The 14,441-nt window shown below is 62.9% G+C and carries 12 protein-coding genes, 1 other RNA gene and 1 pseudogene; 1 reads left to right on the forward strand and 13 read right to left on the reverse strand.

Features of this window, described 5'->3' with window-relative positions; genetic code table 11:
- Positions 1-385: 385 nt before the first annotated feature.
- Complete coding sequence (locus NKI05_RS28780; protein WP_023816169.1) at positions 386-1,663, reverse strand: 4-aminobutyrate--2-oxoglutarate transaminase; 1,278 nt, start codon at positions 1,661-1,663, stop codon at positions 386-388.
- Positions 1,664-1,858: 195 nt separating this feature from the next.
- Between NKI05_RS28780 and NKI05_RS28785 the strand changes: the two are divergent.
- A pseudogene (locus tag NKI05_RS28785) lies at positions 1,859-2,627 on the forward strand (efflux RND transporter permease subunit); the annotation flags it as partial.
- A 12-nt stretch (positions 2,628-2,639) separates the two neighbouring features.
- On the opposite strand, the gene NKI05_RS28790 reads toward NKI05_RS28785, so the two are convergent.
- The 12 genes from NKI05_RS28790 to ffs all read right to left on the reverse strand — a co-directional run bounded on the left by NKI05_RS28790 (position 2,640) and on the right by ffs (position 14,328).
- On the reverse strand, positions 2,640-2,978 hold the full coding sequence (locus tag NKI05_RS28790) for a DUF2185 domain-containing protein (protein WP_023696743.1): 339 nt from the start codon (positions 2,976-2,978) through the stop codon (positions 2,640-2,642).
- 38 nt (positions 2,979-3,016) lie between these two features.
- On the reverse strand, positions 3,017-3,766 hold the full coding sequence (locus NKI05_RS28795) for an ABC transporter ATP-binding protein (protein WP_023669527.1): 750 nt from the start codon (positions 3,764-3,766) through the stop codon (positions 3,017-3,019).
- Positions 3,763-4,599, reverse strand: coding sequence for an ABC transporter ATP-binding protein (locus tag NKI05_RS28800; RefSeq protein ID WP_023682023.1), 837 nt, complete (start codon positions 4,597-4,599; stop codon positions 3,763-3,765). The genes NKI05_RS28795 and NKI05_RS28800 overlap by 4 nt, the downstream gene beginning before the upstream one ends.
- Before the next feature lie 10 nt (positions 4,600-4,609).
- The gene (nikC, locus tag NKI05_RS28805; RefSeq protein WP_023682024.1) at positions 4,610-5,530 is read right to left on the reverse strand and encodes a nickel transporter permease; all 921 of its coding nucleotides are present in this window, start codon (positions 5,528-5,530) and stop codon (positions 4,610-4,612) included.
- Entirely contained in the window at positions 5,527-6,594 is a 1,068-nt protein-coding gene (locus tag NKI05_RS28810; protein ID WP_023669524.1) for an ABC transporter permease, read from the reverse strand. Before NKI05_RS28810 ends, nikC begins: the two co-directional genes overlap by 4 nt.
- Before the next feature lie 19 nt (positions 6,595-6,613).
- On the reverse strand, positions 6,614-8,257 hold the full coding sequence (locus NKI05_RS28815; protein WP_023725785.1) for an ABC transporter substrate-binding protein: 1,644 nt from the start codon (positions 8,255-8,257) through the stop codon (positions 6,614-6,616).
- Positions 8,258-8,521: 264 nt separating this feature from the next.
- Positions 8,522-9,799 (reverse strand): lytic murein transglycosylase, encoded by a 1,278-nt coding sequence (locus NKI05_RS28820; RefSeq protein WP_023816168.1) that lies wholly within the window; start codon positions 9,797-9,799, stop codon positions 8,522-8,524.
- A 175-nt stretch (positions 9,800-9,974) separates the two neighbouring features.
- Entirely contained in the window at positions 9,975-10,580 is a 606-nt protein-coding gene (gene recR, locus NKI05_RS28825; protein ID WP_023669521.1) for a recombination mediator RecR, read from the reverse strand.
- Between the two features lie 96 nt (positions 10,581-10,676).
- Positions 10,677-11,645 (reverse strand): cell wall hydrolase, encoded by a 969-nt coding sequence (locus tag NKI05_RS28830; protein ID WP_023816167.1) that lies wholly within the window; start codon positions 11,643-11,645, stop codon positions 10,677-10,679.
- 215 nt (positions 11,646-11,860) lie between these two features.
- Positions 11,861-12,184 (reverse strand): YbaB/EbfC family nucleoid-associated protein, encoded by a 324-nt coding sequence (locus tag NKI05_RS28835; protein WP_023669519.1) that lies wholly within the window; start codon positions 12,182-12,184, stop codon positions 11,861-11,863.
- A 31-nt stretch (positions 12,185-12,215) separates the two neighbouring features.
- A complete protein-coding gene (locus NKI05_RS28840; RefSeq protein ID WP_023669518.1) occupies positions 12,216-14,027 on the reverse strand; it encodes a DNA polymerase III subunit gamma/tau in 1,812 nt (603 codons plus the stop codon).
- A gap of 204 nt (positions 14,028-14,231) precedes the next feature.
- Positions 14,232-14,328, reverse strand: an RNA gene (gene ffs / locus NKI05_RS28845) — signal recognition particle sRNA small type.
- Between the last annotated feature and the right edge of the window lie 113 nt (positions 14,329-14,441).

Genomic DNA, 14,441 nt, shown 5'->3' on the forward strand with positions numbered 1-14,441 from the left:
CTACCGCATGCGCTGGCGCATCGAACTCGCCTTCAAGCGCCTGAAGAGCCTGATCGGGCTGCGCTCTCCTCCCGCCAAGGACCCAAGGATCGCAAAGCCTTGGATCCTTGCACACTTCCTCATCGCGCTTGTGACCGAACCCCTCTCGCAGGAGTTGGGTGTCTCTCCCCCTTGAGCGACGGGCGCCCGCTACTGTGGCGCGCAACCCGCCAGATCGTCGCCTCTCTGATCGCGACCATCTTTACTCAACCTTCCTTGGCGGCCCTGCGCCAAAATCTCCATGCCTTGCGATATCGCTGGCGCGAACCACCACGAAAGCGCAAGTTTCAGTCCATGCCAAAGCTATCTTAGCGCCTATGCCCACCAGGGGGAGGTAGGGTTTGCGCTAGACAGCGCAGACTTCGCGGATCGAGCTTTCCAGAATGTCGAGCGCCTCGTTCATGACATTGTCCTGGATGGTGATCGGAGCCAGGAAACGGATGACGTTGCCGTAGACGCCGCAGGTCAGCAGGATCAGCCCCTTGTCGAGCGCCTTCAGCCGGATCGCATTGGCGATCTCGGCCGACGGCAGGCCCTTCTTGACGTCGTTGAACTCGACCGCGTTCATGAAGCCGAGACCCCTGATGTCGACAATCTCGGGCACATCGTCGCGGATCGACTGCAGCCGCTGTTTCAGCCGGGCGCCCAGCGTATTGGCGCGGTCGCACAGCTTTTCGTCCTCGATTACGTCGAGCACGGCGTGTGCTGCGGCGACACCGATCGGGCTGCCGCCATAGGTGCCGCCGAGCCCGCCAGGACCGGGCGCATCCATGATCTCGGCGCGGCCGGTGACCGCCGCCAGCGGGAAGCCGCCGGCCAGGCTTTTCGCCATGGTGGTAATGTCGGCCGCGACCTCATGATGGTCCATGGCGAACATCTTGCCGGTGCGGGCAAAGCCGGTCTGCACCTCATCGGCGATCAGCAGCATGCCGTGCTGGTCGCAGAGCTTGCGCAGCGCCGTCAGGAATTCGGGCGGCGCGTCGTAGAAGCCGCCCTCGCCCTGGACCGGCTCGATGATGATGGCGGCAACGCGAGCCGGGTCGACATCGGCCTTGAACAGTTTGTCGAGTGCGGCCAGCGAATCGGTTGTAGACACGCCGTGCAGCGGCACCGGAAACGGCGCGTGGTAGACGTCGCCCGGCATGGCGCCGAAGCCGACCTTGTAGGGCACGACCTTGCCGGTCAGCGCCATGCCCATGAAGGTGCGGCCGTGGAAGCCGCCGGCAAAGGCGATGACGGCTTGGCGGCCAGTGGCGTTGCGGGCGATCTTGATGGCGTTCTCGACGGCTTCAGCGCCCGTGGTGACGAAGATGGTCTTCTTCTCGAACTTGCCGGGCAGCATGCCGTTCAGCCGTTCGGCCAGCCGCACATAGCTCTCATAGGGCACGACCTGGTGGCAGGTATGGGTGAAGCGGTCGAGCTGTGCCTTGACCGCCTCGATCACCCTGGGATGGCGGTGGCCGGTGTTGACGACGGCGATGCCCGAGGAGAAATCGATGTATCGGCGGCCTTCTACATCCCAGATCTCCGAATTCTCGGCGCGGTCGGCATAGATCTGCGTTGTCATGCCGACGCCGCGCGAGATCGACTGGTTCTTGCGCTCGGAAATGGCTGCGTTCTTCATTTCGTCCCTCATCGGGCCGACGCCCGTTCTCGTTAGATGAATGCCAAGGCCTCTTCTGACCTTATTTCACGTTTTCCTCAAGTTGGCACCGCCGCCGGGCGATTGGGCCTGTCGTCGATGCGGGCCACTTCGACAGACCGGTCTTAACCAGCCGACCGATACACGTACGGGGCAGTCCGTGACGGCTCACCCGTCACCGGGAACGGCGAAGCGATCCCGCTCGCGGCAGTGGCGACTTCCGCTACGACCTCGAACAGCCGACGGTGTGGCGGCGCAACCGCATCCCGACGATCACCGTTCGCGCAGGCCTCGTTGGCGACGTGCTGCCGGCCACCGTCGTCAACGAATTGAAGCCGTCGGTCGACGCCTTCATCGCCAAACTGCCGCCCGCTATTCCGTTGCAGCCGCCGCTCGGTCGAAGAAAGCGCAAAAAGCCGCAGCGGTGGTGCCGCTGATGCTGTTCGTGATGGCGACCATCCTGATGATCCAGTTGCAAACTTTTCAGCGCCTGTTCCTGGTGGTGGCGGTGGCGCCGCTCGGCCTGATCGGCGTGGTCGCGGCCCTGGTGCCGAGCGGCGCACCGCTCGGCTTCGTCGCCATTCTGGGCGTCCTGGCGCTGATCGGCATCCTGATCCGCAACTAGATGATCCTGATCGTGCAGATCGAGGATCTGGTGGCCGAGGGCCAAGACCGCTGGGAAGCCGTGATCGAAGCGACCGAGCACCGCATGCGGCCGATCGCGCTGACGGCCGCGGCCGCCAGCCTGGCGCTGATCCCGATCGCGCGCGAAGTGTTCTGGGGCCCGATGGCCTACGCCATGATGGGCGGCATCATCGCCGGCACGGCGATCACGCTGCTGTTCCTGCCGGCGCTTTATGTGACGTGGTTCAGGATCAAGGAGCCTAAGCAGGGGGACGAACCATCTGTTCCGGAGAACGGCGAACTGGCGCAAGACCCCGCTTAAGGCTTTGCCGGATCATTCGTTATCGTTAGAGGGTTCGGGGCGCGATTTCGCTCGCTGCCATGGCGATGATTTTGACGTCCGCCAAGCATGCCAGCCTTTTGGCAAGTCGGCCAATGCCAGGATGCTTTCATCCTGCTGCACCACCTCTTGCAGGCCAACGAGCATTATCTCGCGTTCATCCCAATCTCGAGAGTCGCTGCTATAGAATTGCCAACTGCCCCCTTCATCGTTGTAGTTCTCGTCATCGTCAGCTTCATGCACAACGTATGCGATCCAGTCGCCCCGTTTGAATATGCTCTTGTCCGATAGCACCGCGACATTGGGCGGATCTGCAAACTTCCATTCTTCCATGGAATTCCCCAAGCGATTATTCTGCGGAAGAAACTAGTTCACGCCGTCCGAACAAACCCCTCGCTCGCCCTAAGCAAATTGCGTGTGTAATCCTTCTCCACGCGGTGCCCGATCAGCTGGCCCGCCGTCAGGTTCTCCACCGCTTCGCCGTTCTGCATCACCATTAGGCGCTCGCACATATGGGTGATGATGGCGAGGTCGTGGCTGACCATCAGGAAGGTCAGCTTGCGCCGACGGCGAACCTCTTCCAGCAGGTTGAGCACTTCCGCCTGCACCGAAGCGTCGAGCGCCGAGGTTGGTTCGTCGAGCAGCAGGATCGACGGTTCGAGGATGAGCGCCCGCGCGATCGCCACGCGCTGACGCTGACCGCCGGAGAGCTGGTGCGCGTAGCGGAAACGGAAACCGTTGCCTAATCCGACCTCGTCGAGGGCGCGCTGGATGCGTTGCTCGCCATCGGCAAAGCCGTGAATGGCGAGCGGCTCCTGCAGCAGGCGGTCGACGGTCTGACGCGGGTGCAGCGAACCATAGGGGTCCTGGAAGACCATCTGCACTTCGCGATAAAAAGCCTTGTCGCGGCGCGCTCCCAGCGTCTTGCCATTGACCGTGATAGTACCGGATGCGACAGGCACCAGGCCGGCAATGGCTTTGAGCAGCGTCGACTTGCCGGAACCGCTCTCGCCGACCAGGCCGAAGGATTCGCCGGACTTCACCTCGAGGTTCGCCCCTTTCAGCGCGCGAAAACGGTCGAACACCACCTCCAGCCCTTCAATCGAAATGGCTGGCGTCATGCCGCCCACTCCGGCTTGCGGTCGAGCACCGGCAGCGGGTGGCGTTCGTAACCGATCCTGGGCATGCAGTTGAGCAGGCCGCGCGTGTAGGGATGCTGGGCGTCGCGCAGCTCCGACGCCTTGAGCTGCTCGACCACCTTGCCGGCATACATGACGATGACGCGGTCGCAGAAGGAGGCGACCAGCCGCAGATCGTGCGAGATGAAGATCAGACCCATGCCGCGCTCACTGACCAAGCGGTCGAGGATGCCGAGCACATCGAGCTGAACGGTGACGTCGAGCGCCGAGGTCGGCTCGTCGGCGATCATCAGTTCCGGTCCGGCGATCAGCATCATTGCGATCATGGCGCGCTGGCCCATCCCGCCGGACACCTCGTGCGGATGCAGGTCGAAGACACGCGAGGGATCGCGGATCTGCACAGCTTCCAGCATGGCCAGCGCCCGCTCGCGCGCTTCGGCCTTGGAGACCTTTTCATGCGTGCGCAGCGTCTCGACGATCTGGCGGCCGATGCTCATCACGGGGTCGAGCGAATATTTCGGATCCTGCAGGATCATGGCGATGCGTTTGCCGCGCAGCGCCCGGCGCTGACGGGCCGGTATGGCCAGAAGGTCGATGCCGTCGAGGGCGAGCTTCTTGGCCGACACAAGGGCCTGCGGCGGCGTCAGCCCCATGATGGCGCGGCCGGTCTGCGACTTGCCGGAGCCGCTTTCGCCGACAATGCCCAGCCGCTCTCGGCCAAGCGAAAAAGTGACGCCGCGCACCGCCTGGATGAGGCCGGTCCGAGTCGGGAAGGTGACGCGCAGGTCGTCGACATCGAGAAGTGCACCGCTCATTGGTCACCACTCATTGGTCGCCACTCCGGGGATCGAGCGCATCGCGCAGGCCGTCGCCCAGCAGGTTGAAGCCGAGACTGACGATCAGGATGGCGAAGCCGGGCGCGCCGGCCACCCACCATTGGTCGAGCACGAAGCGACGGCCGGACGCGATCATGGTGCCCCATTCCGGCAGCGGCGGCTGCGCGCCGAGGCCAAGGAAGCCGAGGCCGGCGGCGGTGAGGATGATGCCGGCCATGTCGAGCGTCACCCGGATGATGAGCGAAGAGATGCATAGCGGCATGATGTGGCGCAGCACGATGCGGAACGGAGAGGCGCCCATCAATTGCACCGCCTTGATGTAATCCGAATTGCGCACGGTCATCGTCTCGGCCCGCGCAATTCGGGCGTAAGGCGGCCACGAGGTGATGGCGATGGCCAGCACCGCGTTTTCGATGCCGGGGCCAAGGGCCGCGACAAAGGCCAGCGCCAGGATCAGCTTGGGAAAGGCGAGGAAGATGTCGGTAATGCGCATCAGAATGGCATCGGTCCAGCCGCCGGCATAGCCGGCGACGGTGCCGACCAAAAGGCCGATGGGGGCTGCGATGACGGCGACAAGAATGACGACGTAGAGCGTCCAGCGCGAGCCGAAAAGAATGCGCGAATAGATATCGCGGCCGAGATCGTCGGTGCCGAACCAATGCGCCGCACTCGGCGCCAAAAGCCGCGCGTTCTTGAGATCGCCGATGGTCGGCGAATAGGGCGCCAGCACATCGGCAAAGGCGGCGACCAGCAGCAGCGCGATGATGATGAGCAGGCCGAGAAACGCCAGCCGGTTGGCGGAAAAGCGCCGCCAGGCGACATAGGCGCGGCCGAGCCTTGCCTGCATGCGCGAGGCCGGCCGATCGCTGAGCAGCCAATCGCGGCGCGTTTGGATTGCTTCGGCGCTCATCCTGTCTTCGTCCTCGGATCGAGCACCTTGTAGAGAACATCGGACAGGAGATTGATGCCGATGAACACCGAACCGATGACGATGGTGCCGCCGAGCACGGCGTTCATGTCGGCGTTCTGCAGCGAATTGGTGATGTAGAGGCCGATGCCGGGCCAGGAGAACACCGTCTCGGTCAGCACCGAACCTTCGAGCAGCCCGGCATAGGACAGCGCGATCACCGTGACCATCGGCACCGCGGCGTTGCGCAGCGCATGGCCCCAGATGATTCGCGTTTCAGACAGGCCCTTGGCGCGCGCGGCGACGATGTATTCCTGCGACAGCTCGTTCAGCATGAAGGAGCGCGTCATTCGGCTGATATAGGCGAGCGAGAAATAGCCCAGCAGCCCTGCCGGCAGGATGATGTGGCGGTAAGCGTCGTAGAAGACATCCCACTGGCCCTGCAGCGCGGCGTCGAGCAGGTAGAAGCCGGTGATCGGTGTGAATGTGTACTCGTAGACGATGTCGAGGCGGCCGGGAAAAGCTACCCATTGGAGCTTGGCGTAGAACAGGACAAGCCCCAGAAGCCCGATCCAGAAGATAGGCACGGAATAGCCAATCAGGCCGACAATGCGAACGATCTGGTCGATGAGACTGCCGCGTTTTACCGCTGCCAGCACGCCGAGCGGCACGCCAATCAACGAGCCTATCAGAGTGCCCAGCGTCGCCAGTTCGATCGTTGCCGGAAAGGCGCGGCGGATGTCGGTCATCACCGGATTGGTGGTCAGCACCGAGGTGCCGAAATCACCGTTCAGCGCATGCTTGAGATAGATATAGAATTGCTCGATCAACGGAAGATCGAGCCCCATCTCGCGGCGGGTGCGCTCGACGACATTGGCCGGTGCGCGGTCGCCGAGCACCGCCAGCACCGGATCGATCGGGATGACGCGGCCGATGAAAAAGGTCACCGCGAGCAGGCCGAGATAGGTGGTGACGGCGATGACCAGGAAGCGGCCGATCGCCAACAAGATAGCGACGGCGCGGGCGCTTCCCTGCCCCGCCGTCGCCTGGTTTTCAATCGCGCTCATCAGGGCGCGTCCGCCGGCGCTATTCCTTGGAGACCGGGCCGACGAAGTTGGTGTCGAAGCTCGGACCGAGCGCAAAGCCTTTCAGGTTTTTGCGCAGGCCTGCCACTTCCAATTGCTGGTGGATGATGACGAAGGGGCTGGTGTCGAGGATCGTCTTTTCAAGGCTCTTGTACATATCGGCGCGCTTGCCGGCATCCTTCTCCAGCAAGGCTGCTTCGGTCTGCTTTGTCAGGTCCGGGATGTCCCAGGCATTGCGCCAGGCCAGCGTCTTGGTCTTGCCTTCATCCGAATTGTCCGGGTTTGAGGCAAAGGTCTGGGCGTTGGAGTTCGGATCGAAATAGTCCTGGCCCCACTGGCCGATATAGATGTCATGATTGCGGGCGCGGTATTTGGTCAGCGTCTGCTTGCCGTCGCCGGGGATAATTTCCAGCTTGATGCCGGCTTGGCCAAGCGTCTGCTGGATCGATTCCGCCATGCCGGTGGTCGGCTGTCCCGTGCGTACGTCCATGGTTACGCTGAAGCCGTCGGCCAGGCCGGCCTTGGTCAGCAGTTCCTTGGCCTTGGCGACGTCGAACTTGAACGGATTTTCGTCCAGTTCGCCCAGAACGCCCTTGGGCAGGAAGGTCTGGTGAATCTCGCCAATGCCCTTGAGGATGGTCGTGCTCAGCGCATCGTAGTCGACCAGATATTTGAACGCCTGGCGAACCTCGGGCTTGGCGAGGTTCGGATTCTTCTGGTTGAGGCTGATATAATAGACCGTGCCCTTCGGCGCGCTGGTCGTGGTGAGATCGGCATTCTTGGCGATGGCGTCGAGATCGTTCGGCTCGAGGTTGCGAGCAACGTCGATGTCGCCTGCTTCGAGCGCCAGGCGCTGTGCCGAGCTTTCCTTCATGTTGCGGTAGATGACGCGGGCGAGCTTGGCCTTCTCGCCATTGTAATTGTCGTTGCGCTCGAGCACGACGACCTCATTGGCCCGCCATTCGCGCAGCTTGTAGGCGCCGGAGCCGGCATAACCGGTCTTCAGGAAGGCGTTGCCGAAATCGTTGTCCCATTTGTAGTCGGCACTTGGCGTCACCGCGGCGACATGTTCCTTGACCAGCTTTGCGTCGACGACCGAAGCGACCGTTGCCGACAGGCAGTTTAACACGAAGCTCGGCGCATAGGCCTTGTCGACGGTGAACTGGAAGGTGGTGTCGTCGACGGCCTTGGCCTTGTCGGCAACATTGTCGCCGCTGATGCCGAACTGGTTGATGATGAATGCCGGCGGCTTGTCCAGCTTGATGGCGCGCTCGAAGGAATAGGCGACATCGGCCGCGGTCAGTGGATTGCCCGAAGCGAACTTTAGGCCGGGCTTGAGCTTGAACGTATAGACCAGGCCGTCGTCGGAAACGGTCCAGCTCTCGGCAAGGTCGCCCTTGACCTTGGAGGTGTCGCTGAGGTCGAGGCGGACCAGCAGATCATAGGTGTTGCCGGTGACCTCTGCGGTCGACAGTTCGAACGCCTCGCCCGGATCCATGGAGATGATGTCGTCGATGGCAAAACCTTCGACCAGCGTGTCGGCGGGGGTCACGGCAAAGGCCGGCGCGACGCCAATGAGCAGAGCGGACATGGCAGCACCTGCGAGCCAGACGCGCGAACGTAGAGCAAACTTTTCCATCATCATGATGATTGTTCCCTGTTTTGTTGATTGTTGACCCCGAGTTCCCGGCTCAGGGCTGCAGTAATCTTTTTCGCGGCCGGAGGACGACCGTTAGACCCCATACCGTGTTGATTTTTTTCCAGTTGGTCAACACCCTATCCGGCAGCCCTCCAACCGGCAACGGGCATTTTTGCGAGCCGGCATACTGGACCGGAATATGCTGTGCGCGTCGAAGCATGGGCGAGCCAATTGCAGCCGCCGATGGGGAAAAATCTGCTCTTTTCGGTGTTACTTGATGGCAGCAACCAGATCGGCGTCGGGGAAGCAGGTGGCGGGGCGGCCGTTCTTTTCCTGCCAGGAGCCGATCGAGCGGCGGGTCTTGAAGCCGGGCAGACCATCGGCGCTGCCGACATCGTAGCCCTTGGCCTCCAGCGCCCGTTGCAGCGCGGCGATGTCGGAACGATGCAGGCCGCCGACCGCACCCCAGCTGCGGGCAAAATCAGCATCGCCATGGGCGATGCGGTCAGCGCCATGGCCGATGAACAGGGCGTAGAGGTCGCTGGTGTTGTATTGCTTCAGCACGTAAAAATTCGGCGTGGCGATGAAGGCCGGACCGCTGCGTCCGGCCGGCATCAACAGGAACCCTTCCGCCTTCAGTTCGTTGGCCGGAAAGGCTTTGCCGCCGACGCGGCTGATTCCCATCGCCGCCCAGGTTGAGATCTTCTTGCCCTGGTCGGGACCTTCGAGCGAGCAGGAAACGCTTTCCGGAACCGTCACCTCGAAACCCCAGCCACGCCCCTTCACCCAGCCATAGTGGACGAGAAAGTTGGCGATCGAGGCCAGCACGTCCGGCGTCGAATTCCAGATGTCCGGGTGCCCATCACCGTCGTAGTCGACGGCGTGCTTCAGGAACGAGGTCGGCATGAATTGCGGCTGGCCGAGCGCGCCGGCCCAGGACGATTTCATGGCGCCGACCGGCGCCAACCCATGCTCGACGATCTCGAGCGCCGCCAGCACCTCGGTGCGGAAGAAGTCCTTCTTGGTCGACATGAATGCCTTGGTGCCGAGCACCTCGAAGGCGTCGTAGGGCATTTTCGCCGCGCCGAAGCCGGTCTCGCGGCCCCAGATCGCCAACAGTATCTCGCCCGGGACACCGTAGCGCTTTTCGATCGCAGCCAGCGTCTTGGCGTTGGCCGCCTCGCGCGTGCGCGCACCTGACGTGACGGCGCGCACCGTCTTTTCGGCGAAATAGGCGCCGGGCGAACCGAACTCGGCCTGATGCTGTTTTTGCGGGGTTTTGGGTTTCTCGCCGGGCAGGACGAGGTCGGGCAATTTGAGGTTCGGCTTCACGCCGTCGAAAGCGGCGTCGAAAGTGGATTTGGAGATGCCTTTGGTCTGGGCTTGCGGCCAGAGATCGGTTTGCAGCCAGGCGCGGAACTGGTCATCGATTTTGGCAGCGGAGGCGGGGGCTACAAAAAGCAGGGCAACAAGGGATGCGAGGAGCGCAACGAGCGCCAATCCGAAAGATCCGCGTTCTGTCGCGCCCCCCTCTGTCCTGCCGGACATCTCCCCCTCAAGGGGGGAGATTGGCTGTCGCTTCGGTTTTCGCCAACCACCAGCGTTGAAAGAAGAATGCCGCCCGAGAAGCTGCTGATCTCCCCCCTTGAGGGGGAGATGTCCGGCAGGACAGAGGGGGGCCCGAAGGAATGCTGTCATCTCCGGAGCATCCCCGCCAATTGCGTCAAAACGCCGTCCGCGATCGCAACGCGGCTGCCAGCGTACCCTCATCCAGATAATCAAGCTCGCCGCCAACCGGCACGCCATGGGCAAGTCGTGTCACCTTGACCTCGAAGCCCGACAACTGGTCGGTGAGATAATGCGCCGTCGTCTGGCCCTCGACGGTGGCGTTGACGGCGAGGATCACCTCCTTCACCTCGCCGCCGGCGACGCGGTCGACCAGCGAGCGGACATTGAGCTGGTCGGGGCCGATGCCGTCGAGCGGCGACAGCGTGCCGCCGAGCACATGGTAGCGCACATTCATGGCCGCCGCCCGCTCCAGCGCCCAGAGGTCGGAGACATCCTCGACGACGATCAGCGTCGAGGCATCGCGGCGCGGATCGGTGCAGATCATGCAAGGGTCGGAGGTATCGACATTGCCGCAGGTCGTGCAGATGCGCACCTTGTCGGCGGCTTCAGCCATGGCGGCGGCGAGCGGCGACAAAAGCTGCTCCTTCTTCTTGATGAGGTGCAGTGCCGCACGCCTGGCCGAACGCGGCCCTAGCCCCGGGACCTTGGCCAGGAGCTGGATCAGGCGTTCGATCTCGGGACCGGCGATTCGCTTCGACATCGCACTGATCTAGGATTTTTCCGCGCGCTTTGAAACATGCGCATACGCACCGAGCCCGCCATGCTGCCATGGCGGGCTCGGAAACTGTTTTAGGCGTCAGTAGGCTGAGAGCGGCCGGGTTTGATCGACGATCATTGCGCCGATAGCGTCGGTGTTCTCAGGCGTCGACTGGAAGCCCATCGACGCTTCCTGCGTTGCCGATGGAACCGAGGTGATGTAGCGGGCGTTCAGCGTGCCGCCGAAACGCGAGGCATCGGGCTCGGCCATCGGCTCCTGCATCGCCACCTCCGTCTGCTTGGCGGCGACGCCGGCGCTCTTGGCGGGCGCCGCGGAAGCCGTCACATAGGTCTGCTCGGCCGGGGCACGTGTCGCCTTGGCTGCGCGAACCGCCGCGGCCTGCTTGGCCGGATCTGGACGGACAATGGTCTTCACCACCGGCTCGGCGTAGGCAACCTGCAACGGCGCTTCAGGCTCAGGCGCGCGCGGCTGCGCCGAGGCAACCATGGTCGTGGATTCATCCGGCAGCGGCTGCCAGTTGCGACCGCGCTTCTCGTAGAAGGCGTTGCCGCCGGCAACCATGGTGTAATGCATGTTCTTGTAGGGGAACCTCAGTCCGGCGGTGTGGAAGTACATCGTGTTCTTCAGCTTGGCCTTGCGCTCGCCCTTGAGCACCGCATCGGCGGCCTCCTCGACATCGGGCATCGCTTTCGAATTCATCGCCCGCGTCATCACGCCGGGCGCGAACTGGCCCGGTTCGCCAACCACTTGGCAAATGGTGCTGCCATGATTGCCGGAGCGCAGCCGGTTCATCACCACCGTGCCGACGGCGATCATGCCGTCACGGCTCGAGCGGTTGGACTCGAAGAACATCGCCCGCTCCAGGCATTCCTTCTCCTTCGGCGTGTTGCGGTAGGCGCGCGTCGAAAGGAAGCTGGGCGTGATGGCGTCGGTCAGGCTGGCGACCGACAGGCCATGCGAAGACGTGGTCTGGCTGCAACCGGCCAGGAACACAGGAGAGAAGATAATGCCGAGCAGAAGCGGCGTCTTCCATCGCGTAGCGATCAACAAAAATGCCTCATTGTCCAGATGCCAGCTCGCCCCGAGATGTGGCAAGAATGAGACTCTTAAAGGCAAAAAGATGGCTAAAGGATTAGCTTTCGTGCAGCATAGGTAAAACTTTATAAATGCCCGGATATGTCCGTGAGCAAAGCCCGAGAAAGTCTTAACAACAGCCTCCGCAGCCGATTTCCCTTCATAATCAATTAACTGGTTGGGCCGGCTCAGAACGGCAATTTCATTCCGGGCGGGATCGGCAAGCCTGCCGTCAGCGCCTTGGTCTTCTCCTGCATAATCTGCTCGACCTTATTTTTGGCGTCATTGTGAGCGGCCAGCAGCAGGTCTTCGAGAATCTCGACCTCGTCCTCCTTGAACAGCGACGGATCGATCTTCAGCGACTTCATTTCGAACTTGCCGGTCAGCGTGACATTGACCAGCCCGCCGCCCGCCTGCCCGCTTGCTTCAATCGTCGCGATCTCGTCCTGCATGGCCTGGAACTTGGCCTGCATTTCCTTCGCCTTGCCCATCAGGCCGAGAAGATCTTTCATGGTCGGGTCCTTTGCGGATTCGTGGCTATGGTCAGGTTTCGTCGTCGTCGGATGGCGGCTCGACCGGCGCTTCGGCCTTGTCGGTGTCGACTTCCGGCGCGTCGGGAATGCGCACGTCGATAATCTTGGCGCCGGGAAAGCGCGCCAGGATGGCGGCCACAGCCGGATCGCTTTTCGCGTCGGAGAAAGCAGTCTCGCGCCTGGTCGATTCCATCTCGGCCAGCGTTTGGCCGCCCTCTTCCTTCGACAATGACACCAGCCAGTTGCGGCCGGTCCAGGCGCGCAGCTTCGTCGTCAAGTCGTTGAGCAGCATCTTGGGCGCATCGGCGGTCAGGCCGACGTCGATACGGCCGGGCTCGATGCGCACCAGGCGAATACAGCTCTTGACCAGCACCTTGAAGGCGATGTCACGCTGCGCGTCGGCAAGAGCGACAATATCGGCCAGCGATTTCAGCGGCGGCGATTGCGGCTCGACGACCGGCTGCGGAGGCGCGACAAAGGCGACCGGGGGCGCGTCGACCAATCGCATGGTTTGCGCACCGGCTGGCCCGGACGGCATCCGGGTCTGCGCTACCGCGCTGGCGCCGCCGCCATTGCCGGCATTTACCGGCGCACCATTCGGGCGTGACACACCACCGGACGCCGGAGCGCCGCTCTCTAGAGATTTCAGCGCCTCGTCCAGCGTCGGCAGGTCGGCGGCATGCGCCAGGCGGATCAGCACCATCTCGCCGGCGCTGACCGGGCGGTTGGACGACTGCACCTCGGGAATGCCTTTCAAGAGCATCTGCCAGGTCCGCGACAGAACCTTGACCGACAGCGTGCTGGCGAAGTCGGCGCCGCGGCGGCGCTCATCCTCGGACAGGGAAGCGTCGTCGGCAGCCGTCGGCACGAAGCGCAGCCGGGTGACGAGGTGGTTGAATTCGGCCAGATCGGTCAGCACGGCAGCCGGATCGGCGCCGGTGTCGTACTGGTTGCGGAATTCGGCAAGGGCGGCCGCCACATCGCCCTTCATGACATGTTCGAACAGGTCGACGATGCGGGCGCGGTCGGCGAGACCCAGCATGGCGCGCACCGCTTCGGCGCTGACGGCGCCGCCGCCATGGGCGATCGCCTGGTCGAGGATGGAGAGCGAATCGCGGGCCGAGCCTTCGGCGGCGCGCGCGATCATCGCCAGCGCGTCGTCGTCGACCGATATGCCTTCCTTGCCGGCAATCGAGGAGAGGTGCGCGACCAGTGCGCCAGCATCGATGCGTCTCAGGTCGAAACGCTGGCAGCGCGACAGCACGGTGATCGGCACTTTGCGGATTTCGGTGGTGGCAAAGATGAATTTGACGTGCGGCGGCGGCTCTTCCAGCGTCTTCAACAGGCCGTTGAAGGCCTGGGTGGAGAGCATGTGCACTTCGTCGATGATGTAGACTTTGTAGCGCGCCGACACCGGGGCATAGCGCACGCGCTCGATAATGTCCCTGATGTCGTCGATGCCGGTATGCGACGCGGCGTCCATCTCGATGACGTCGACATGGCGGCCTTCCATGATCGCCTGGCAGTGCTCGCCCAGGAGGGCGAGGTCGACCGAGGGATGGTCGACCGTCGGCGTCTTGTAGTTGAGCGCCCGCGCCAGGATGCGCGCCGTCGTGGTCTTACCGACGCCGCGCACGCCGGTCAGCATCCAGGCCTGGGCGATGCGGCCTGTGGAGAAAGCGTTGGTCAAAGTGCGGACCATCGGCTCCTGGCCGATCAGTTCGGAGAAATTCGACGGACGATATTTGCGCGCCAGCACGCGATAGGCGACGGCCTTTTGCTTCTCCAGGTTTTCGGGGTCCGAATTTCCGGCTTCGCTCATTCGCCCGTAAAGCTCCAAAAGGCCGCGTCTCAGCGTAGCCGATTCCTGCTAGATCGTTTCACCGTTTTCTGAAACGGCAAACCGCTCTACCCTTTGCTTTAACGCAATTCCGGACGGGAAACCGCTCACACTTTCCCTGGAATTGCTCCAATAGTCTCGCCCGCGCTGCAATGCGTCGTCAATGTCGCGAGAGGGGCCGATGAGGTGGGAGGCTGGAACAATGACCCGTTCCGGGCTCGTTAGGGCTGCTTCCTTCCGGACCTGACCCGGTTGGCGAGTGGATCGTCCACCACCAACCTCCCGCGTTCCATATCGGCAATTCAGCGATCAAATGCAAGGGTGCATTGAGAATCGGATGCCCGTGAACTCCGCCGCTCAATGAATCGCTTGCAGCCCCCGTGCAGCCGCTCTAGC

This window comes from Mesorhizobium sp. M0771, from assembly GCF_040320155.1.
Classification (GTDB): Bacteria; Pseudomonadota; Alphaproteobacteria; order Rhizobiales; family Rhizobiaceae; genus Mesorhizobium.

Excerpts from the sequence above, each read along its gene's own strand:
- NKI05_RS28780 (WP_023816169.1), bottom strand. The coding sequence starts at position 1,663 with ATGAAGAACGCAGCCATTTCCGAGCGCAAGAACCAGTCGATCTCGCGC.
- NKI05_RS28790 (WP_023696743.1), bottom strand. The coding sequence starts at position 2,978 with ATGGAAGAATGGAAGTTTGCAGATCCGCCCAATGTCGCGGTGCTATCG.
- NKI05_RS28795 (WP_023669527.1), bottom strand. The coding sequence starts at position 3,766 with ATGACGCCAGCCATTTCGATTGAAGGGCTGGAGGTGGTGTTCGACCGT.
- NKI05_RS28800 (WP_023682023.1), bottom strand. The coding sequence starts at position 4,599 with ATGAGCGGTGCACTTCTCGATGTCGACGACCTGCGCGTCACCTTCCCG.
- nikC (WP_023682024.1), bottom strand. The coding sequence starts at position 5,530 with ATGAGCGCCGAAGCAATCCAAACGCGCCGCGATTGGCTGCTCAGCGAT.
- NKI05_RS28810 (WP_023669524.1), bottom strand. The coding sequence starts at position 6,594 with ATGAGCGCGATTGAAAACCAGGCGACGGCGGGGCAGGGAAGCGCCCGC.
- NKI05_RS28815 (WP_023725785.1), bottom strand. The coding sequence starts at position 8,257 with ATGATGATGGAAAAGTTTGCTCTACGTTCGCGCGTCTGGCTCGCAGGT.
- NKI05_RS28820 (WP_023816168.1), bottom strand. The coding sequence starts at position 9,799 with ATGTCCGGCAGGACAGAGGGGGGCGCGACAGAACGCGGATCTTTCGGA.
- recR (WP_023669521.1), bottom strand. The coding sequence starts at position 10,580 with ATGTCGAAGCGAATCGCCGGTCCCGAGATCGAACGCCTGATCCAGCTC.
- NKI05_RS28835 (WP_023669519.1), bottom strand. The coding sequence starts at position 12,184 with ATGAAAGATCTTCTCGGCCTGATGGGCAAGGCGAAGGAAATGCAGGCC.
- NKI05_RS28840 (WP_023669518.1), bottom strand. The coding sequence starts at position 14,027 with ATGAGCGAAGCCGGAAATTCGGACCCCGAAAACCTGGAGAAGCAAAAG.